Origin of the sequence: Paenibacillus antibioticophila (assembly GCF_000455265.1) — a bacterium.
In the GTDB taxonomy this organism is placed as follows: Bacteria; Bacillota; Bacilli; order Paenibacillales; family Paenibacillaceae; genus Fontibacillus; species Fontibacillus antibioticophila.
On record NZ_HG005139.1, the window covers coordinates 2,896,594 to 2,918,263 of the forward strand.

Annotated in this window: 20 protein-coding genes, 1 tRNA gene and 1 CRISPR repeat array; of the genes, 3 read left to right on the forward strand and 18 right to left on the reverse strand. The window is 45.8% G+C overall.

The window, feature by feature from the left end; translation table 11 throughout:
• Positions 1-17: 17 nt before the first annotated feature.
• From TX85_RS13230 to TX85_RS13260, 7 genes are all read right to left on the reverse strand, one after another.
• Positions 18-91: transfer RNA gene (locus tag TX85_RS13230), tRNA-Pro, on the reverse strand.
• Positions 92-187: 96 nt separating this feature from the next.
• Entirely contained in the window at positions 188-1,579 is a 1,392-nt protein-coding gene (locus tag TX85_RS13235) for an ADP-ribosylglycohydrolase family protein (RefSeq protein WP_044479569.1), read from the reverse strand.
• 3 nt (positions 1,580-1,582) lie between these two features.
• Positions 1,583-2,536: a nucleoside hydrolase gene (locus TX85_RS13240; RefSeq protein WP_044479570.1), complete on the reverse strand. Its 954-nt coding sequence runs from the start codon at positions 2,534-2,536 to the stop codon at positions 1,583-1,585.
• Between the two features lie 246 nt (positions 2,537-2,782).
• Positions 2,783-3,721: an ABC transporter permease gene (locus TX85_RS13245; RefSeq protein WP_044479571.1), complete on the reverse strand. Its 939-nt coding sequence runs from the start codon at positions 3,719-3,721 to the stop codon at positions 2,783-2,785.
• Complete coding sequence (locus TX85_RS13250) at positions 3,718-4,764, reverse strand: ABC transporter permease (protein WP_044479572.1); 1,047 nt, start codon at positions 4,762-4,764, stop codon at positions 3,718-3,720. The genes TX85_RS13245 and TX85_RS13250 overlap by 4 nt, the downstream gene beginning before the upstream one ends.
• Complete coding sequence (locus TX85_RS13255) at positions 4,757-6,319, reverse strand: ABC transporter ATP-binding protein (protein ID WP_044479573.1); 1,563 nt, start codon at positions 6,317-6,319, stop codon at positions 4,757-4,759. The genes TX85_RS13250 and TX85_RS13255 overlap by 8 nt, the downstream gene beginning before the upstream one ends.
• A gap of 149 nt (positions 6,320-6,468) precedes the next feature.
• Positions 6,469-7,596 (reverse strand): BMP family ABC transporter substrate-binding protein, encoded by a 1,128-nt coding sequence (locus TX85_RS13260; RefSeq protein ID WP_044479574.1) that lies wholly within the window; start codon positions 7,594-7,596, stop codon positions 6,469-6,471.
• A gap of 243 nt (positions 7,597-7,839) precedes the next feature.
• On the opposite strand from TX85_RS13260, the gene TX85_RS13265 reads away from it, so the two are divergent.
• A complete protein-coding gene (locus TX85_RS13265; protein WP_044479576.1) occupies positions 7,840-8,613 on the forward strand; it encodes an AraC family transcriptional regulator in 774 nt (257 codons plus the stop codon).
• Between the two features lie 62 nt (positions 8,614-8,675).
• On the opposite strand, the gene TX85_RS13270 is transcribed toward TX85_RS13265, so the two are convergent.
• From TX85_RS13270 to sigK, 5 genes are all read right to left on the reverse strand, one after another.
• Positions 8,676-9,293 carry a hypothetical protein gene (locus TX85_RS13270; RefSeq protein WP_044479578.1) on the reverse strand — a complete coding sequence of 206 codons (618 nt, stop codon included), beginning with the start codon at positions 9,291-9,293 and terminating at the stop codon, positions 8,676-8,678.
• 491 nt (positions 9,294-9,784) lie between these two features.
• Complete coding sequence (locus tag TX85_RS25890) at positions 9,785-10,018, reverse strand: sigma-70 family RNA polymerase sigma factor (RefSeq protein WP_262362652.1); 234 nt, start codon at positions 10,016-10,018, stop codon at positions 9,785-9,787.
• A 6-nt stretch (positions 10,019-10,024) separates the two neighbouring features.
• Positions 10,025-10,675 (reverse strand): hypothetical protein, encoded by a 651-nt coding sequence (locus TX85_RS13275; protein WP_044479579.1) that lies wholly within the window; start codon positions 10,673-10,675, stop codon positions 10,025-10,027.
• 173 nt (positions 10,676-10,848) lie between these two features.
• A complete protein-coding gene (locus tag TX85_RS13280) occupies positions 10,849-11,475 on the reverse strand; it encodes a hypothetical protein (RefSeq protein ID WP_044479582.1) in 627 nt (208 codons plus the stop codon).
• Between the two features lie 591 nt (positions 11,476-12,066).
• The gene (gene sigK / locus TX85_RS13285; RefSeq protein ID WP_044479583.1) at positions 12,067-12,765 is read right to left on the reverse strand and encodes an RNA polymerase sporulation sigma factor SigK; all 699 of its coding nucleotides are present in this window, start codon (positions 12,763-12,765) and stop codon (positions 12,067-12,069) included.
• A gap of 219 nt (positions 12,766-12,984) precedes the next feature.
• Here sigK and TX85_RS13290 point away from each other — a divergent pair, with 219 nt between their 5' ends.
• Positions 12,985-13,506 carry a ClbS/DfsB family four-helix bundle protein gene (locus TX85_RS13290; RefSeq protein ID WP_044479584.1) on the forward strand — a complete coding sequence of 174 codons (522 nt, stop codon included), beginning with the start codon at positions 12,985-12,987 and terminating at the stop codon, positions 13,504-13,506.
• Between the two features lie 477 nt (positions 13,507-13,983).
• A CRISPR array of direct repeats spans positions 13,984-14,930; the repeat unit is 32 nt; unit sequence ATTTCAATCCACGCACCTACGTGAGGTGCGAC.
• 203 nt (positions 14,931-15,133) lie between these two features.
• On the opposite strand, the gene TX85_RS13295 is transcribed toward TX85_RS13290, so the two are convergent.
• The 5 genes from TX85_RS13295 to TX85_RS13310 all read right to left on the reverse strand — a co-directional run bounded on the left by TX85_RS13295 (position 15,134) and on the right by TX85_RS13310 (position 17,838).
• Positions 15,134-15,529, reverse strand: a complete 396-nt coding sequence (locus TX85_RS13295) for an RES domain-containing protein (RefSeq protein WP_049894929.1) — start codon at positions 15,527-15,529, stop codon at positions 15,134-15,136.
• An 88-nt stretch (positions 15,530-15,617) separates the two neighbouring features.
• Complete coding sequence (locus TX85_RS13300) at positions 15,618-16,499, reverse strand: Abi family protein (protein ID WP_044479585.1); 882 nt, start codon at positions 16,497-16,499, stop codon at positions 15,618-15,620.
• Between the two features lie 217 nt (positions 16,500-16,716).
• Entirely contained in the window at positions 16,717-16,869 is a 153-nt protein-coding gene (locus tag TX85_RS28195; RefSeq protein WP_392391825.1) for an HAD hydrolase family protein, read from the reverse strand.
• A 35-nt stretch (positions 16,870-16,904) separates the two neighbouring features.
• Positions 16,905-17,126, reverse strand: a complete 222-nt coding sequence (locus TX85_RS26805; protein ID WP_148444361.1) for a hypothetical protein — start codon at positions 17,124-17,126, stop codon at positions 16,905-16,907.
• Between the two features lie 427 nt (positions 17,127-17,553).
• Positions 17,554-17,838: a hypothetical protein gene (locus tag TX85_RS13310; RefSeq protein ID WP_044479586.1), complete on the reverse strand. Its 285-nt coding sequence runs from the start codon at positions 17,836-17,838 to the stop codon at positions 17,554-17,556.
• Between the two features lie 159 nt (positions 17,839-17,997).
• Between TX85_RS13310 and TX85_RS13315 the strand changes: the two genes are divergently transcribed.
• Positions 17,998-18,333 carry a helix-turn-helix domain-containing protein gene (locus TX85_RS13315; RefSeq protein WP_044479587.1) on the forward strand — a complete coding sequence of 112 codons (336 nt, stop codon included), beginning with the start codon at positions 17,998-18,000 and terminating at the stop codon, positions 18,331-18,333.
• A 416-nt stretch (positions 18,334-18,749) separates the two neighbouring features.
• Here the strand turns inward: TX85_RS13315 and TX85_RS13320 are convergent, their stop codons facing one another.
• Positions 18,750-21,656: a glycoside hydrolase family 48 protein gene (locus TX85_RS13320; RefSeq protein WP_392391842.1), complete on the reverse strand. Its 2,907-nt coding sequence runs from the start codon at positions 21,654-21,656 to the stop codon at positions 18,750-18,752.
• Between the last annotated feature and the right edge of the window lie 14 nt (positions 21,657-21,670).

A 21,670-nucleotide genomic window follows, 5' to 3' on the forward strand; every position in this document is an offset into this window, starting at 1 on the left:
TTTGAGAATCGGAAAAATCGGAGTAGCGGGATTCGAACCCACGGCCTCACCCACCCCAAGGGTGCGCGCTACCTGACTGCGCCATACCCCGATACTGTAACTCATTCCGAATCTCTATCCTATTCATTATAACGTATAGGCCAGCAACCCTACAATATGTGGGAGCATTCCAGATGCCCCTTCATCTTCAGGCTAAAGCTAAATGCCGCAGCTTCAAAAACACCTGATAGCTTCGCTCTGCCAAGGAAGAGATTGAAACAGGGTCAAAACCAATTAAGTCCGCATAGAGCGTATCATTTAATGGCTCGGTCCAGCTTGAAGGCAATTGGTCTGCGCCTAGCTTGGCTCCCATAATAGAGCCGACGGTTGCCCCATTACAATCGGTGTCCATCCCGCCATATACCGAGGTTACGACTGCCTTTTCAAAATCGTTCCCTCCATAGATAAGCGAGGCCGCCACCAAAGCCGCATTATTGTTACTGTGAACCGGATCATAATGACTAAATTCATCCCAAATTCGGCTCACCAGCTCACGCTCGCTTTTGGCCTGATGCGCGATCTCAATTCCCTTGATGACATCCGCCGCCAGACGGCTGGTCTTTGGAATTTCACTAAGTCCAATCTCAAGCAGCTTCTCATTATCCTGCTCTGCAAATGCCGCAGCAATCATGGCTGCGTTAAACATGGCTGCATAGATGCCATTCTTTACATGTGAGAAGGAAGCATCCCGGTAGGCCAGCTCCGCCGCCAATTCCGGCTGTCCCGCTACTCCATAGGCCAGACCGTCTACGCGAATCGCCGCCCCGATCCACTCCCGATATGGATTCAGGTACATTCGCACGCGTTCTTGCCGAAGCTCCCAGTCCTCCGGCTTGTCCCCATGCAAATGAGACGTCTCCTGCGCAAAGTTCATGTAAGCTTGTGTCTCGGCAGTGCATACCTGGCTATAGGTCAATCTGCTGTGCCACAGCTTGCCGACATCCCATGAATCAAAGTCCAGGCCCTTTTCCTCCAGCAGCAGCAGGCCGAGAATCGTGTAGCGCAGATCATCATCACTTTCCATATAGTTAATTTTGTCCGAGGTGCTTACATGGGACCATTCGCTTAATCCAAGCCCATATTGCTCTGCTGCCCGGGAATATCCCGGTGTATAGCCTTTAATCGGCCAGGCATCTGCACCGCGGAACCACAGCTCCACATTTTCCCAACCCGGACGCCCGTCCTTACCATACAAGTAGTCCCAATATTCAAGCGGCTTGCCCAGCGCACAGCCTACAGATCTCCCGAGCCAGGCGCCGTAGAACTTATTGCGCCACTCCGCTTCACTCCAGACGGCCTTCAGCTTGCGCGGCCCTTCCGGACGCAGACTTCTGATCTCATCCCATGCGGATGGTTCATGATAGGGAAAATCTGCTGCAACAGGAAGCTGCATAATCTCATGATAGAATTGCATCAGCTTAGTCTCATCCTTGCCGGCCAAAGCAAGCTTTTCCTGAAATCCTGCTACATTGCAGCCCTCTTCCCTACGCTGCATCAGCTCGAAGGCCATCATTTCCTGCAATCTTTCCCAGCCTGCCACAGCCTACACTCCTCTCGCAGCAAGAAGCTGCTGATCCAAACGTGCCAGGGAATCAAATAGCAAATTTATAAATGCTGTCCGGTCTACATCAACCAGCACCTCAACATTAGGCGCATGTTCTGTTTTTTTGCGTTGGTCGGCTACGGTCATTCCTCTCGTCAGCTTGCCTTCCGTCTCCACCGTAACATGCAGGTGTCTGGACTGAAATAACTCAGGGTGCAAAAGCCAGGCGACGGCACACGGATCATGCAGCGCATTGCCGACGTACCCCATCTTCTTCCCATAGATCGAGTAAAAATCAAGCAGTTCTCCCACGAGGACAGATACCGGACCGCGTCTTTTCAGTTCTTCAATTTCATCCTCAAAAATAGCTGCCTTGTCGGTTACATCCAGACCGCTCATGGTAATCGGAATCCCTGATTCATAGACAATCCTCGCCGCCTCCGGATCAACATAAATGTTGAACTCAGCCGTAGAGGTCACGTTGCCATAGCTAATCCCGCCGCCCATTAGCGAAATTCGTTCAATTTTTTCCTTCACCTCTGGATATGCAGTAAGCAGCAAGGCAATATTGGTCAGCGGAGCAAGCGGAACAAGCGTAATCTTATCATCACTGGACCTAATAAGCTCAAGCATAAACTCTACTGCGCCCTGGTCCGTCGGCCGGACGAGACTAGGGGGAAGCGCCGGGCCATCCATTCCTGATTCACCATGCGCTTCTTCCCCCGTAACCAGCTTGCCCAGCAAGGGACCTGCCGCCCCTTTGGCTACAGGAATATCGGCTTCAATAAAGCTAAGAATTCGCAGTGCATTGTCTGTAATCTTCTCTAAAACCTGATTACCGCCTACCGTCGTGATCCCTCTTATGTCCAGTAAATCCCGGTGTGCATAAGCGAGTAAAATCGCAATAGCATCATCATGGCCTGGGTCGCAGTCAATAATAATCGGTGTTGCCATATATCATCACGCTCCTCGCTAATTCTTTACAGACGACTCCGCTAACACTTTAGGAGTTGAACGGATGAAGGTACACTAGTGGCAACGTATAAAGTGTTCTTACGATCGCTGTTGTTCGCGAATTTCTTTGATTGAACTAAGCCATGTGAAGGAAGAACTCCGCTCTCAAAGGCGAACGCTGATGCTTCTTCAGAACTCTTTATACTCCTGCCTTTTTGTATAGCTTCTTAAGTTCAACTTACATAGTTATTTAGCAGATATCTTCCGATTCTTTTTACGCGTCTCGGAAACCGCGTAGATGACTAATCCCACGACCGTTGCTACATAAGGCAGCGTAGCGATTAGCTCCGCAGGAATCTTCAACACCTGGAAGGCGTTGGATAGCGCATCCGCTGCGCCAAACAACAATGACGTTAATGCGGTCCCTGCCGTTGTGCTTCGTCCCATCGATTCAGCCGCAATCGCAATCCAGCCGCGTCCGGCAATCATATCTCTTGTGAACAGGGATAAGTAGCCCATGGACATATAAGCTCCGCCAAGTCCGGCAAAGAAGCCGCTGAGCAGTAAGGCTGTATATTGAATCTTAATCACACTGACCCCTACAGATTGTGCCGCATGCGAGTTCTCACCGACAGACCGGATACGCAAGCCCAGGGAGGTGCGGTTGAGCAGATAGTAAACAACGAATACCGAGATAATGGATATATAGGTCAGCACATGATGTCCTGATAGAATTTGACCCACTACAGGGATATCCTTGATCAAGGGAAGCTCAAGGCTGGGCAATACCTTGCTCGGCAAGGAGGTGGACGATCCCTTGTCCCCGCTAAGCAGGTACAGGATGAACACGGTGCCGCCGGAAGCAAACATATTAATGGCAATACCGCCTAAAATAATGTGCGTTTTGAATTTCAATGTGAAAAAGGCTAGCAAGCCTGCAATAAGTGTGCCAGCGAGCACGGCGCCCAGCAGGCCTACCCAGGCATTCTGAGAATAGGAACTGACGATTACGCCTGTCAAGGCGGATACAAGCATAATCCCCTCCATCCCGATATTGATAATACCGGCACGGTTAGAGATTAATGCGCCTAATGCTGCAAATAAAATAGGGGTTGTTACCCGCAAGACGGAGAAAGCAAAATCTGTTGTCAAGATCACATTGAACAAGCTGTCCAGACCATTCATGCTTCACGCGCCTCCTTCAGCAGCATCCGATTCTTCCAGAATTTCAGGAATTGCTCGGCCGAGATCAGTAAGATAATGACGGCTTGGATAATGGAGATCATTTCAGCAGGAACATCAGACAGGCGGGCCATCAGATCAGCTCCAATCCGAATATAGGCCAGGAACAAGGCCGAACCGATCACCGACAAGGGGTTGTTCTTGGCCAGCATAGCGACCAGAGCGCCATCCAGACCATAGCCAGGCAAGGCTGTCCATTGGAAGCGGGTATACATCCCGAGCACTTCCACAGACCCGCCCATGCCTGCAATAAAGCCTGCAAGCAGGTGAACGAGAATAATCACCTTGGCCGTCTTCATCCCGGAGTAGCGGGCAAAGCTGCGATTGGCTCCCGTCATGCGAAGCTCATAGCCCCATTTTGTTTTATACAGAAAGAAATGAGCAAGCACGATAAGCGCCAATACGAAGATTAAGCCCGTATGAATCCGTGTGCCCGGAATGATTTTATCGAGCAAGGCCGTTTTCTCAAATTTAAATGAGACGTTGGCAAACGCCTTTGCATCCCGTAATTGATAATTTAATAGATACAGGCCAATTCCAAATAAAATATTGTTGAACATTAAGGAGGTCACTAGCTCATTCGCATTCCATTTTGCCTTCAATATACCCGGGATGGCAGATAAAATGGCGCCTACGATCGAACCGGCAAGGATAGCAACAACCGGATGCAGGAAGCCGCCCAGCGACCAGTGAATGGCAATCGCTGACGCCACGACGCCAGAGAAATAGAAAACCCCCTCTGCGCCCAGATTGAACATATTCGCACGAAATAGCAATGAGACTGCAAGTCCAGTAAACATCAACGGAATTGCCATCTCAATCACATTTCCGATATGCCCCTTCGAGTTGAGCGGCTCAAACAGAAAAATGCCGATCGTTTTTACGGGATTGTCGCTAACAAGCGCAATAATAAGAAAAGCAATCACAAGCGCAATCAAAATGACTGCTGTTGTTCGAAACGTCTCGAAATATTTGGATTTAAACATGACTCAGAGCCCTCCTGATCTGCTGCGCATCCTGTCGCTTGATTCCCAGCATGTAGAGCCCAAGCTCCTCTTCACTCATGCCGGAAGGGTTCTCGATATAGGCAACGATTTGTCCTTCATACATGACTAGCAGGCAATCACTAATTTCCAGCACTTCATTCAAATCGGCAGATACGAGCACAATGGCACTCTGCTTCTCTCGCAGCTCCAGCAGCTTCTGGTGAATTAACTGTGCCGCCCCGACATCAACCCCGCGTGTAGGCTGCTCCGCGATTAACAGCTGCGGATTGGCTGAGCATTCGCGAGCCACCACAACCTTTTGCATATTTCCCCCCGAGAGCATTCCGATCGGCTGCTTGGGACCTGAACAACGTATTTTGAAATCCTCAATCAAGCGCGTGGCCATTTCCATGACACTTGAACCCCTCAGAAAGAAACCTTTATTCATGGCCTTGGAACGATAGCGTGTAGAGATCAGATTGTCGGAGATACTGGCCTCTGCGGCTGACCCTTGGGACATCCGGTCCTCAGGAATATAAGCTACGCCAAGATTTCGAATGGTCAGAATGTCCGCTTCCCGTATCTCCGTTCCTTTGACCTGCACAGCGCCGTTGCTGGATACCCCCTGAAGTCCGCCCGTCAGCGCCTCAATCAGCTCACGCTGCCCGTTGCCCTCAACCCCGGCAATCCCGACAATTTGTCCTCCGTGTACTGTAAAGTTCACATCCCGCAAGAGGGAGTTGCCTTGCCGATCGCTCACATTCAGCTCCTGCACGGTCAGCACAGGCTCTTGAAGCGCTACGTTGGGCTTGTCGTATTTCAACACAACATCCCGCCCAACCATCAGACGGGAAATCTCCTGTTCGCTCATATCCGCAGTCTGGAATACACCTTCACTGCTTCCGCCCCGCAAAATCGTAATTCGATCACAAATCGCCTTTACTTCCTTGAGCTTGTGCGAGATAAACACGATGGTATGACCATGCTCCTTAAGCTGCTGCAGCTCACGAAACAATTCCTCCGTCTCCTGAGGAGTCAATACGGCAGTTGGCTCATCCAGGATCAGAATCTTGGCGCCGCGAAGCAAAGCCTTCAAAATCTCCACCTTTTGCTTCATCCCTACCGTCAAATCCTCAACCTTGGCTTTCGGATTTACCGCCAGATTATACTTGCGGGCCGTCTCCTCCGTCATCCGGATCGCCTCCGCATAATGAATGCCCAAGCCCTTGCGGGGCTCCATGCCCAGCACCATATTTTCAGCAACCGTAAAGGAAGGCACCAGCATAAAGTGCTGATGGACCATCCCGATCCCCCGATCAATGGCATCCTGAGGGGATTGCAGTCTTACTTTTTCTCCCCGGATATAAATTTCGCCTTCGCTCGGCTCCTCCATTCCGAAGATCATTTTCATCAAGGTCGATTTTCCTGCGCCATTTTCACCTGCCAGAGCATGAATTTCCCCTTCGCGCAGTGAGAAATTCACATCCCGGTTAGCCACGACCCCATTGGGGTACACCTTTGTAATCCCGCGCATTTCCAGCAAAGGAGTTTCCATAGTAGAGCCTTCACATCCTTCTAACTTGAAGATTAGTAAACTGAAACACCTCTTAAATCGTTGAAAAAATAAGCAGCTTGAAGCCCCTCATGTTGAAGGACTTCTTGCTGCGCTGAATGACAGATTGTGCGTACAGATTGTGCGTATAGTTATGGTTTAACGGCATTCCGGATCGCTTCAACCTCGGAGGTTTCCATCCCCATGGCGTTATCCACTTTAATTTCTTTGTTAATCAGCTTTTGCTTCACTTCTTCGATCTTCGCTTGAACATCTTCCGGGAAAGCGGCTGTATAAATCTCATTTTCCGCGATGCCGACACCGTCTTCTACAAAGCTAAGAATGTCACGTTTGCCCATTTCCAAGGTGCCCTCGCTCAGTCTCTTCACTGCACCCAGAATGGCTGAATCAATCTTTTTAATCGCCGAGGTAACGATCAGATTCGCTTTTTCAGGATCCGTATCCTTCAGGAGCATCGCTTGGTCGGAATCGACGCCAATCGCGTATTTTTTCTTTTCCTTTGCCGCGTCAAAAATCCCAAGGCCTGTACCGCCGGCGACATTGAAGATAATATCTACACCCGAATTATACTGGATCAGAGACAGCTCCTTGCCCTTTGCCGGGTTAACAAAATCCCCTGCATAAGAGACCGCCACTTTAACGTCAGGATCAACATACTGGGCACCCTGGATGTAGCCAACAAGGAATGCGTTAATGCCAGGGATGTCCATGCCGCCGACAAAACCAATTACATTGTCTTCGTTAGCATGTTCCATATCCGACTGGGTCGCATAAGCCGCCGCAGCCCCTGCCAGGAAGGATACCTCATTGGTTGCATAAGTCATGCTGTACACATTGTCCGGAGCTTCTTCAATATCTGTATCATAGTTAATGAATTTTTTATCAGGATTTGCTTCTGCTACAGCGTTGAACATTTCAGTAATCTCAGATCCGCCAGAAATAACCACATCCCAATCCTGAGCGGCAATATCATTGTAGGTAGGCTCCCATTTGGTCTTGTCCGTTCCCATCTCAACCACTTTGGTTTCTGCGCCAAGCTCTTCCTTAACCTTGTTCAAGCCATTATTTGCCGCATCAAAGAACGATTTGTCTCCAAGCGTACCCGGAATCAACAAAATAACCTTCAAGTTCCCATCCTGGCTTGTCCCGCCGTTGGAATCGCTGTTTCCGGTTGAAGCCTGATTGTTCGTGTTGCTGCCGCATGCAGTTACCAGCACCATTACCATCGCTACCAGCAAAACCAGTACATTCTTTTTCATTTTTCCTTCATCGCTCCTATTTCCGAATAAAGTATTTTTTTCATGGGACCTTTGCAGATTTTTACGACTCATTTCCGAACATGGTTGCCAGCCTAGTTGATAAACTTCCGTCTAATTGATAAGATCATAACAAAAATGAACATAAAAAATTATAAGAATTCGGTCAATTTTTTATACGATTCGGCTAATCATGCCGCGCAGATTCTACAGGACATTGAATTTCTTACTTCAGGGAGGTGCTTTATGGATCGTGTTCTTTATATTGTAAATGCTGTTCATGAGCCTAATACGCATATTCCCCCGCATCAGCATGAATGCTATGAACTCGTATATTACGTTAATGCATTAGGGACCTCCAACATCGGCGCGAAAAATTTTCATTACCGTACATCCTCGTTTGCTATCATCCCCCCTGGTTATAAGCACGATGAGAAGCATACGCCGGATGCGGAAGCGGAGGTGCTGTTCATTGGCTTTCTCTGCGATAACTCCCGACTGTCGAACCTTGCAGGTGTGTATGATGATGACAAGGAGCACACCGTACTGCAAACCTTACTGCGAATCAAGCAAGAATTTCAGCGCAAACGGGAAGGTTTTGCTGAGTTGATGAACCTGCAGCTCGGAGAAATCATCGTTCATTTGCTGAGAAATGTGGATGACGGCCTGTCCTCCTTACCTGCTGAGGATCGCATGCAGTATGTCATGAACTATATGGATGAGAACTTCCTGCAAAGGCTGACGATATCCAGCCTGTCGGAGCTATCCGGCTACAGCTACGATCGTTTTCGCCATCTGTTTAAAGAGCGCTACCATTTATCCCCGCTCCGTTATCTTTTGCTAAAACGCCTGGATTATGCCAAATCATTACTGCGCCATACACTGCTTCCTATCTCGGAGGTATCGGCTGCTTCCGGGTTTGTGAACGATGCTCAGTTCTGCAGCATTTTCAAAAGAGAAATCGGCTTAACCCCGCGCAAATTCAGAATACAGCACAAGGGGCTGGACCCGTTACATTAAACGGCCAGCCCCTTAGGGTTGAAGTTACTTTCTTTATCCATAATTTTCCATAAAGAATTCCTCTATTCATAATTTATTTTAAGTTCATCACACTTACTGTAAGGGTAACAAAACGTCACTTCTCCATAATTAGTAAGATATAGACTTACGATATGGCTCGCTGCATAATCATAAAACGATAGAAACACGTCCTTACTAAAAGATTGATTTAATAGTTGGTTGATTTCTGTTGACTGAATCTCATTTCTATTATTTTTCATTAATACAGTGACTAGCTCCCTCCTCTGTCTAGTCATTTCTTCACTTTTTTCGAAGTCAACTCGATATAGAACTTTTAAGTTTTCAATTGCAGTTGCTACTTCCTGATTTAATTGTCTTTGTATCTTCTTGGTAGGAAATTTAATTTGTTCCTTTAATTCAAATGCATAAAGTTGTAACTGAGGTCCATTTACAAAAACGATAATGAATAACAAAACATTAAGTATTAAAAAGGTACTCGAAAACTTTTTTCTCAAAGAAAATAAAAAAATTGCATAACAGAGAACAATGGCCAATGATATTATTAAGTAAATTACAGCAGTCTTTCTATTGCTATTCCAAGCATATAAGCCAACAAATGTCGAAAAGCTGGCAATAGAAATAAAGAAGGTTCCTAATAACAAAGCAATTTTTTTTATCATAATCCACCAACCTTATTTAGACTTAAAAGTTGACCTACAGTCACTTTTTCTGTCTCCTTGTACAAGAAAACATGTATTACTACTTATGATCTATCTAAATCAATCACTCTCAATTCCAATTTAATTAATTTAAGTAAACCTATTTAATATTAGTGTAGTTTAAATAAAAGTCGAATGTTGTCATTTTATAGTTTTATTTTAAAAATGACCTCGAATGTCAATACTTATTCAATATATTTGTACTCATAAGTTAGCGAATCTAAATCTCAGCATGAGTCCTCAAATAGACTGGTTAGTCTCATCCGGATCATTTCCATATCCGTTTTCAAAAAAACACCTCCTTATTCCAATAAAAAAACTCCTCTAAGCTGTTACTCCATATCCTACAGATATGGGCACAGTTTCCTTAGAGGAGTTTTATATGCTAAATCTAATGACATTTCCTTGTCTGTAATTTACATCTGGCAAATCAAAAAGAATAATAATTTTCTCTATTTCTTCTTATAAAACTCATGATACTTCATGAGCGCTCTTTTCTCGATCCGCGACACATAGCTCCGGCTAATCCCGAGCTCCTTGGCGATTTCGCGCTGGGTCCGTTCTTCTCCCCCATGCTCCAGCCCGAATCGCCCTTTAATTACCTCTTGCTCTCGCTCATCCAGGATGTCGAGGTTCTCAAAAAAGCTTAGTTTCTTGTATTTTCTTGATTTATTGATATTTAAAATACCAAGTTACTCTTTTTTCATTTCAATTCCAAACTCATTACATATTAATTCTGGAGAGCAATATTCAATTGTCTGATCCCTCTTAAGCTCTATTCTAATTACCCTCTCACCGCTATTATCCGAAAATACCAGAATGATTTTTCTGCCATACATACCCGCTCTAATTTGATCAAACTCTTCCTTTTGAAGTTCTTCTATCTTGCTTTTTTCTAGAACTATCACTATTTCCCGATTTTGGTAAGTTAATCTTTTGCTTTTTTTAATATCAATTACAAAAGGGAGCTGGTTAAGATCGATTTCCCTCTGAACTTCTTTTATCATCTTATTTTGTGAAAATATTGTGGGTGTCTTCAAGTAGTCTATCAATTGCATTTCAAGAAATTGAACCCTAGGACCATTCACAAGAAGAATAACAAATATTAACGCATTGAAAACTAAAAATCCTGCAGAAAACTTTTTTCGAACTAAAATCAAGGTAACAATATGAACCATTGAAGTAGCCAAGGTTAGTGATAACGCAATTAATGCTGCAATTCTATTACTATGCCAACCATAAAGCCCCCCGAGTAGGGTTAATATTGCAAAGTCAACTAGAAACAAGCCCCATAGAATTAAAAGTGAACCTCTTATGATTTTCTTTGTAACTCCCCTATGCATGCAATCCCCCCATAATTCGATCTATTAATATTATTATTAAATCAAATGTAGAATTTTATATTTTTTTGAAAAATTACATCTCTATTAATCTCACTCCAATTATCAATATACACAGATACGAATAGATAATTATTCAAAGGGCTTACTCTCTCGCACTTTCCTAATTCATTTAATTAGTAATCAATACCCATCTCTCTACATATATCAAATGGAGCGCAACTAAAAATAATGTCGTTGTGGTCAATTCCTAATCCAAATACATCTTTCTTCCCTAAAGTATAAAAGGCTATATCAATTTCTTTTTTTGGCAACTTATCAACAAATACACCAATCTCATTTTTCTCGAAAAAACCATCCTTTGTTCTTACTAAAACAACATTAACTCTGGAACCATATTTCTTGGTTCTCTTTTTACTCTCTTCTTCATCAATAATATAAGGAATGTTAGTTTGAGTTATAGTATTTGATACTTCTTTTATAGCCTGATTTTGCTCCTTTACGGAGGGGAGAGATAAATAATGATCTAGTTTATCTACTATGGCAGGGGCAAAAAAAAGGAAAATGACGAATACAGCAATACTTAAAGGTACTAGTGTTTCACTGTTAGTCTTCTTTGCCTGATAACGCAGTGTAGCAATAAATAAAAGTAAAACAATAAGCTGCACGATAATTAAACCTACCAAAAAGCTTCTGGGGCTATAGCGTAATAAGAGAATATTCCCTATAACAAAGCTACTAATCCCTCCTAAGACTCCACATAAAGCCACCAAAAAAAAGTTAAAAAATCTATCTTTGTACAAACAGAAGCCTCCCTTTAATGTTACTTATCTTAATAACTAATAATCTGTTAACTAAGTTTATTTCTTCTCGTCCGTTAGATACTGTCCAATTTTCGGTTTAAAGGAAGTTTTTCATAATCGTTTGATTTTGATTTAAAAGATGTCATTATGGTATACAACTTCGAGGATGTCTCATGTAACAAAACATTTCTTTATTTCATACCAACCAATCTCCTAATGTTGACCATTAATTTAAGTAAACCTATTCAATATTAGTATAGTTAAAATAGAAGTCGGATGTTGTCATTTTATAGTCCGATTTTTAAAATAAACTCGAATATCAATACTTATTCAATATATGTATTCATAAGTTAACTAATCTAAATTCTCCGTATGAGTCCTCAAAGTAGACCAGTTAGTCTCATCCGAATCATTTTCATCTTGTTTTTTACAAAAAGCATATTCTTATTTCAATAAAAAATCCTCTAAGCTTCTACTCCATATCCTACAGATATGAGCACAGTTTCCTTAGAGGAGTTTTATATGCTAAATCTACTGACATTTCCTTGTCTGTAATTTACATCGGACAATCAAAAGGAATATTGGTTTTCTCTATTTCTTCTTATAAAACTCATGATACAGCTTCATGAGTGCTCTTTTCTCGATCCGCGACACATAGCTCCGGCTAATCCCGAGCTCCTTGGCGATTTCGCGCTGGGTCCGTTCTTCTCCCCCATGCTCCAGCCCGAATCGCCCTTTAATAACCTCTTGCTCTCGCTCATCCAGGATGTCGAGGTTCTGGTAGATCTTGCTCTTTTCCAGCTTCAGTTCAACATGGTCCGCCACTTCATCATTATCACTGCCCAGAATATCAATCAAGGTGATCTCATTGCCTTCTTTGTCCGTTCCAATGGGATCATGCAAAGATACATCTTTGCGGGTTTTCTTCAGCGACCTCAGGTGCATAAGAATCTCGTTCTCTATACATCTTGCTGCAAATGTCGCCAGCTTCGTCCCTTTACCGAGCCGGTAGCTCTCGATCGCTTTGATCAGACCAATCGTCCCGATGGAGATCAGGTCTTCGAGGTCTTCGCCGGTATTGTCGAATTTTTTTACGATGTGAGCAACCAGCCGCAGGTTGTGCTCAATCAGCAAATTGCGGGATACAGGGTCGCCCTGGGCCATTCTTTCCAGGTGCTTCGCTTCCTCCTCCTCCGTTAGGGGCTGAGGGAAGGCGTTATTCTTCACATAAGAGACGAGCAGCGTCAACTGTTTGATGAACATGGCAATTGCAGTAAACAAACCAGGCATTGATGGCACCTCCTGCTGGATCACATAACAATGAATATAACCTCGCTTCTTTCTGGCTCATTTCATTGTATGTGGGCCGAGGCCCAACTGTGCCTGTACGGAGGGAATTTATCCGCTTTGTGATCAAATGATGACTTTTTGAACTGCCTTGTTAAACTGGACATCCTGTTGTCACATTCCTATGGTATAACTAGGATAAAAAAGTAGGAGTGAACGAATATGGCAAGCTATGTATACGAATCAAAACAGGAGCTCATGGAGACTATACATGCTCTGTACTTGTTATTGGATGGAGAGTTCGATGACGTGAATCCCGGGGAAAAGGATGTACGAATTCCTGAGGTGGACCGGACTCCTGCAGAGATTATCGCTTACCAGCTGGGCTGGATGCATTTGGTGATGGGCTGGGATGAGGATGAACGAAAGGGCAAGGAGGTAAGCATGCCCGCTCCAGGCTTCAAGTGGAATCAGCTTGGCGAGATGTATCAATCATTCTATGACGAATACGCCGCTTTGACACTGCCCGAGCTGCGCAGTCAATTCCGGGAGTTAGAGCAGCGATGGCAGCAGTGGATCGACACGTTCAGCGAGGAAGAATTGTTCACACAGGGCCACCGCAAGTGGACAGGCAACAAGGACAACTGGCCGGCAGCCCGCTGGATTCACATCAATTCGGCAGCGCCGTTCAAGACGTTCCGTGCCAAAATCAGAAAGTGGAAGAAGTACAAAAAAACTTCATGAACCGCCGATTGTTGCCTGAGCACATGTATAAAGTCGGTAATCCCTTCTGAAAACCATTTAGCTTCGTGAGCAGCCGTTTATCCAGGAAGTAAGGAAACCGCTGGGAGGAGTTCGAAAACGAACAAAAGTCTCTAAAAAATACCCGTATTGCCGCTTTTTACAGCCGAATTGTTAATCGACGAGGCCCAAAGAAAACAGAGATAGCAACTCCTAATAATCTGCTACATGATGATTTAGGCTGGATTACTTGCCCAAGAAAGAAAATGGACTTGATTACTGGGTAAGTAAAATCAAGTCCATGAGATATACGGTCCAATTACAGCCCGAATCAAGGCATTTCCCCTGAACCCTCCTATTTTCCTGCAATTAGGCATTGCCAGCAATAAAACAGCCTACCTGTCGAAAGCGGGACAAACCTTTCTATCCTTTTTAAAGCAAAGTGTAAAAGAGAAGCACGCAAAATAATCCCTGCTCTGGTTTTTAACTCACGCACTTGCGTGAGGTGCGACTTAAGTTAATTCGGGAATCAACCATTTCAATCCACGCACCTACGTGAGGTGCGACCCGTCCTACTCCAATATAGATACTCGCATCCGGCAATTTCAATCCACGCACCTACGTGAGGTGCGACGCAAAACATCAGTACATAGGCCAGTGTGTCGATCTATTTCAATCCACGCACCTACGTGAGGTGCGACTCCATAAGAGACAGGTCTATGTCTCTTTTGCCATTATTTCAATCCACGCACCTACGTGAGGTGCGACGATTATATATCTGGCGTGGCCGCTGCCGCGCAAATTTCAATCCACGCACCTACGTGAGGTGCGACACTACAGTAGCTTATGGGATAAAAAAGTTGGTGCTTATTTCAATCCACGCACCTACGTGAGGTGCGACAATTCCAAGGTCTTCGATTGCCTCCGTGTTGCCCAATTTCAATCCACGCACCTACGTGAGGTGCGACGATAAGAATAGCCATGACTGCCTATGGGCGGAGATTTCAATCCACGCACCTACGTGAGGTGCGACGTAAGCATTACACCCTACAACCACGTACAGGTATTTCAATCCACGCACCTACGTGAGGTGCGACGGGAGATAGCGCGCACATTTGCCATCGACTGTTCATTTCAATCCACGCACCTACGTGAGGTGCGACGAGGCAAGCTCTTATGTAAGGAACTCAATCAAGATTTCAATCCACGCACCTACGTGAGGTGCGACCTCAACTGTGGTACGTGTCTCCTTTACTATAGGAAATTTCAATCCACGCACCTACGTGAGGTGCGACGATAACAACCAAGAAAAGAGTGTATATGTTACAAAATTTCAATCCACGCACCTACGTGAGGTGCGACTGTAGATACTCACGGACGAGTTTTCTATGGAGCATTTCAATCCACGCACCTACGTGAGGTGCGACTCCGCCATAAATGAGCCCTTACCCAGTAAGGGCTCAGCGGCCCAAAAGTGCGAATCTCAAAAATAGCGCTTTAAAATCTAGCGAAAAAATCGCTTAAATCCCGCGAGCCCTTACGGGGCGCGTGGTGCGAATCTCCCAGGAAAATCATGTTCGCTTGGGGTTCGCACCAGCGTATTTACTATAAGGTTACACAGATGCGTCGTCTATATCCTCTCTTTTCCGTAGGTCAAGTCGCTAATAAGATACACTTCAATATCGGTACACTGGAAAATATCCGGATAGAAAATCGCCATATTATATCCGTCCAACTTAACCGTGCTGTTGTATTCAATCCCAGCATACTCCGGCTTACCTTCATACCTAATACTTTGGATAAAGTCGGCAATATATTGCGTTGGGATATAATCCAGTATACTATCATATCTTCTCAAGGGTCGACCAATTTCTAAGTTAATTCGCTTCAAATGTTCTTTATTGATTGCATGTTCCAGCGGGGGCAGTTGCTCAATAAACGGGCTGATATGATCGATAGCTTTCAAATCGATAACGGCGATATCCTCTGCTAATTCAAAGTGTCCTATTGTAATATAGTCAAACACCCCAGCCAGAATTTCTACACTAACGTCATCTACCTGTCAGCAAGCATTTGCTCGCATATAAAAGAAACCTCCACATGGGGAGGTCGTCTTAACTCCGTTTAATTAGTATGGCTTCCCAATCTTCAGGGAATCCGATTCGTTCTAACTCTATGGCATCATTATATTCGGAAAGTAGCGTTTCCAACCGAGTCACAAAATCACTCCATTTTTTTCGTTCGGGAATCAGTTGCTTGAGAACATAAAGGTGAGCAAATATTCGGTTTTGTTGAATGCCCAACTGTTTGGCTTGATGATCCAGTCTTGGCTTGCTTGTAAGCGGTCGGTTATACAGTCTGCCATAGTGAGCGCATATGTTGCGAACATAAGAAAGGCACTTAAGCCAACTTTCAAGATAGATTGCCGGTGCTTGATAATTGCTTCTTGCAATATAGTTCTTATCTTCGTTTTTCATATTGGAGAACAGCTTCGAAAGTGTTCCAAACGAGAGCACTTCAATTGCTACCCAAACAGGGATGTTTCCTTCATATTTATCGAAATGGTGCTTGATGAATATTTCTTGAGATCTTCTGATTTCTTTATCCAATTCAACAAGAAAAGCTTCATGATATTTCTCGTTTTCAAAATGTGCTGATTCCAAATGCCCCAACGCGCCGTATGTATGAGCAATACGATAAGAAATATGAGTGCGAAAAGCAATTTCTACTTGCTCGGTCATGTCCATAATCAGGTAGCGAAAGCGATGGTCAAATTCATATAGTGCATGGATTTGCGTAAATGTTACTCCCGTGTGAAACCGATTATTGTTTTTTAGGCTCAATCCATATGCGCTCAGACGATAATAATTAATTCGCTGCAATGTTCGAAAAGCAACATCTTCATCATCAATCACAAGGCCGCGCTTTTTTAAAGTTTGAATTTGTTCTTCAAAAGTAGCAGGGGATTTCAGCAGAGGTGATGGTTGCTGACCCATAGAATTCCTCCGAATAATAAAAGGCCCACCTTGGTACGCATTGTTAAGAGGCGTGGTGGGATCTGTTAATTTAATCTTACAGGAGCTATGTTGCGATGTCAAACCATTTATGAAAAATTTTCCAACAGGACTTCATTGCCTTTATCTTTTAGTATCTCAGCTTTTGATGATATGACGATATTTGTCGAACATTTCATCCAGCTTAGCGAACTGCTGCTTAATCAGAACTAACGCACTCCGTTGCTACGTTCTGGAGCGCTGCATGCTCCCCAACACACACGGAGGAGCGGGCATGCTGAAACATTGAAATATCATTGGCATCATTTCCAAAAGCGGTATAGCTCCCAGCTACTATGCCTAGCTTCTGCAAACCAGACCATTTGTCGAGTCCGGTTGGGCTAATATCTAAAATCTTTCATTACCATGTGTTGACACAACCAGCGGCCATTGGGCAAGCTCGGCGGATAGCTGCTCAAAGCTTTTGCTTTGCAATACTACTATTTTCACAATTAAGGATAGTTCATCTATCGTCAAATTTCTGGCCGAGCCAGCAGGATCCAAATTTCTGCGGATTGGATGTTCATCGCTTCCCGTATAGCAATAATCCCAAGCACTGTCAATCAGCATCTGGGCATCATTTCAATCCACGCACCTGCGTAAGGTGCGACGTTATGCCTCCGATTAACGCCCGCAGTTTATACGATTTCAATCCACGCACCTACCTAAGGTGCGACCACGAGCTTTGTCACCCGGCGCATTTGATCGCTGAATTTCAATCCACGCACCTACATAAGGTGCGACCATACAAATATAACTGCATATCTGGCTCCTGGTTATTTCAATCCACGCACCTACGTAAGGTGCGACTCCGCCCCAAATGAGCCCGCGCCAAGCAAGGGCTCAGGGCTTCAAAAGTGCGAATCTCGCAAAAGGCTGTCTTAAGCATAGCAAAAAAGGGGCTAAAATGCGATGAGCCCTTATGGGGCGCGTGGTGCGAATCTCCCGGGAAAATCGTGTGAGCTTGGGGTTCGCACCAATCAAAGCATTCCCACCTTTACTTACTATTCCCTTCTTCCATTATACCAATAATCAGTTGAATACCATCCTTCACGCCTTGGGTATATAGCCATTCATTTTCCACAGCTCGTCTGAATAGATGCTTGTCCTCCCATTCCATATAATCTGCACCCTTCGTTTTATCCTCACCAGGAAACATCCCTGCAAAGGCGCTTTGCTCTTCAGCCCGAATCTTATGCCATTCTGACTGCCGTTCAATATCCAGCATGATCAACTCCAGCCTTTGACGAATCGCATTAAGGAACCATAATGGAACTGGCATTCTATCTCTCCTTCTTCAAACAGCGTATTTCTTCAACCTTTAGAGGAAAGACTATGGAATCTTAAAAATACTTTAAATAGTACCTTTATAACTCATTAAAGTCAATTTAAAACTCCTACATAATAGTAATTGAAAACTATGATTCAGGAAGGATTTAACATGAGCCATTATGATAAATTAGCTATCGGTGAACGCATTCGTTCCCGCAGAAAAGCGTTAGGTCTTTCTCAAGAAGATTTTGCAGAGCGGATAGGACGTGTACCTAAGTTTTGCGCTGATATTGAGCGTGGAAAAGTCGGTATGTCCATTGAAACCATGCTTGCAGTCTGTTCCTTGCTAAAATTATCTCCTGATCAGCTTCTTTTAGGCCATTTGGACAAGTCCCATAATAATGATGAAACAAAGCTAATCTTTGATGCTCTAAATCAATGTACAGATATGCAACGTAAAGATGCATACGCGCTATTACAGCTTTTTCTTAGAGCCATAAAATAATATCTTGATCTTTTACAAAAAGATGACGCTCGATTCATTTAACCGTGCGTCTTTTTATGTTCTTATCCACCTTCCCCCATCCCACTCAATCCCCCTGCTTATGCTAAAATGAACCATCCTTACCCACTACGAACAACCTGAGGCCAGGCTATGATTTCAAAAACGGACGGGCCATGAGGAACAGGATGTGATTCTACGGTCCAAGCGATTGTTGATACGCTTGCTCAAGAAGATTTGAATCGCATCCCAACACTGCCCATAACGGTCTTCCCCTACGGGGTCCGTGGCTTCCGGGGTTTGCTCAGAGTTTATACGAGGTGTAAGTTAAAACATAAAAACAGCAGGTCCCGGCGCAATCAATCTAGTGCCAGGACCCACCGTTTTTTCACCCTATCAAGAGTTAGCGTCGCGAAAGATTAGGGCTCTATCCCCCACACCAGGCTGCCGCCAAGATAGGCGGTCACCTTGTCCCAATCCGCATAAGAAGTCTTCGACGCATCACGGGAATAATCATCCGCTTCCGCATAATTGGACCAATCCGATTTATTGATACGAATCTGGATCTCCCCGGAATCCTCTCCCGGTGCCAGAGTCCCGGCAGTTGGGGCAAAGGCTATTTCAAAATAATAGTCTGCTCCAGGTAACGCAGGTTCCAGCTTCACGAAGCTGCCGCTCACGTTCCCGCTGCCCACGACCGCGTAATCCACATTAAACTGCTGAGAGGCGTCTCCATCAATCGTATAGTAGTAGCGCACCTTCACATCGCTCAGCGATACCGTCTCGGTTCCGTTATTCACGACCTTGAATTGCGCCCGAATCTGGTTATCATTCTCTCCCGTGTCATCCGTTCGGTACTGAACCTTCAATTCACCCGTCGGGATCGGCTTGGAGTTCGGCGTGGCACTGACCTCGGCCGAATCCGGGCTGGTTCCTACCGCATTGGTGGCACTAACCACATAGTAATAGGTGGTATCATTGACTACGTCAAGGTCCGTGTAGGCGTTCGTAGTCACCGTAGCGATTGGGCTATAGGCCCCGCCGCTCACCTCGGCACGCTTGACCGTATACTCCTCCGCCCCAGAGGATTTGCTCCAGCTTAACTCCACTTGGGCATCCCCGGAGACGGCCTTCAAATTGGTTGGAGCTTTGGGAGCCACCGGCTCCACGGGACCTCCGCCTCCCCCCTGAATCAAGCGGGCATATTCAGCATAAGCCGTTGCCATATCCACTTGAGACCAGAAGCGGTGGTAGACGAATTCAGGAGCTCCGTCGTCCCAGGTTTGGGTTTGCGGATTCCATGAGTTCGTATACTTGTCCAGCAGATATGCCCACTGCGAATCATTGACAATGTTTGGACGAACGTCAACGTAGCTGGCATAGACACCATTGCCGCCTTTCGATGGATCGGATGGTACGGTGTCATTGCCCGGAATGGTATTTCCTTGACCAAATGTACCCGTCCAACCATCAGGGAAATAGATTTCTTTCGTGAAATAACGGTTGTAATCGCCACGCTCTTCTGTCGTGACAATGCCGATGCCGTCATTGTAGTTCCATGCCGTATCCAGCAAGGCTTTGGCGAGCCCTTCCGCCTGCGAGCCCAGCGCTGTGAAGCTGCCTTCTTCGGCCTTGGTGGCTGCTGCGTAGAAGGTAAGCGCCTTGATATAACTGCCGAGCACGCCGGTATCTTGGCCCGGATTTTTTGTCACTACATGAAGATTAGCATTGCCGGTGTGATTACTAAAGCCGCTCCAGGTGTCGGGCTGGCCGGACCATTCCAGATTGCTAGGAATCCAGAATTCGCCCGGAGCCGGGACGGTAGCGATTTGCGGATCGTCTCCCCAAAGCACACGATTGCCTTGCTGATCCAGATAGTAGCCATCGCTATCGGTGACAGGACGCTGGTCAGTAAAGACGTAATCCATCGACCAATCAACCCAGTTCTCCGTGATTTGCTTGGCCATCCGGAAGTTATCCGAGCTAGTATCTCCGCTGGAGGCCAGGATATAATAAAGCTCGGCGATCCGCTCTACTCCCCAGGCCTGCATACCAAACCAGTTGTTGGATGGCGGGTCATGATATACCGGGGCATCGTCGTAGGCCATGCCATAGAACGTGCTTGTCCCGGCTGGGTAGGACTTGTAAGCGCCATCATAACTGTTGGTAGCACCGCCGGCTATCGCTCCCTCGCTGGATTGCAGCCAGGTATAGAATTCCAGTTGGCGTGAGAGTGAAGTCGCCCAATCCTGACCGGCTGTTGGCGAGTTCGGGATCAATCCGTTGTCGGGATCGGAGAGTGCATACGCAGCCACCACGTTCTGGTAGCCCTGATGAGCGTGGCTGGCCCCGATGCGCCATGCCCAATTGCCTGTATTGCCGAGGCCTCCACCCCAGGCCGTATACCAGGCCATCAGATAATGGCTGGCATTCTTGCCGTTGCCTGCGGAGGGACTTCCGTCCGCAGCGCTGCCGATTTCCTGAAAGTACTTGTCATACATACCGTAGCGCAAGTAATCGCCCATTTTTTTCGCTTTTTCAAAATAGACCTCATTGTCATAACCGAGTGACTTGGCCCAATACATGGCCTGAATTGCACGCGCGTCAGCATCGGTGGCGTTGGTGTAACGCCATTGTGCCGCCGGAGCATTCGCCTCCTTGGTGAACAGGGACATGAAGCCTTCCCCTGCCTTGCCAAAGGTCTTACCATCCTGGGAAGGATGCGGCACGGCCTCCCATACCGATTCCTGTTCCCCTCTTTGGAAGGTATTCACATAGGTAGCGGTATGATCCGGATTGAGCAAATTGCCGTATTCGTACCAGTCGTCCACGTCGAGAAGCCAATGCATCAGATACGTCTGGTTATTCCCGTATGTGGCCTTAAGTTCAGCATCCAGCGGGTCTCTCCCCGCTGCATATTGTCCGCTGAGCTGGCTCGGATATTGATCAGGTTGACCATATTCCGCAGCATAGGTGGCCGGGCTGTTCGGATTGTAGTAGCTCATGGTCGGCTGCTCTTCCTTGCCATCGCCTTCATTGACCGGGATGATGTATTTCTCCATGTTATCCCAAGCGGCCTCTAACGGCTCCCAATCTCCCGTGTAATGCCCATACAGGACCTCCAGCCACAGCCAGTAGCTATAGGCCTCGGAGGTCGTCATATGTCCGTAATCGGGTGCTTCGCTGATCAAGGTCTCGATAGAGTGATAAGGTATGCCTTCCGAAGAGAAATAACCGTTGCCTGGATCTTTCAGTTGAGTATACAACTGCAGAAAGCGAGTCTCTTCAGGCGAAGCGGCCTGAGCCTGCGTAGCCGCTCCGAACATCCCTCCTGTAAAAA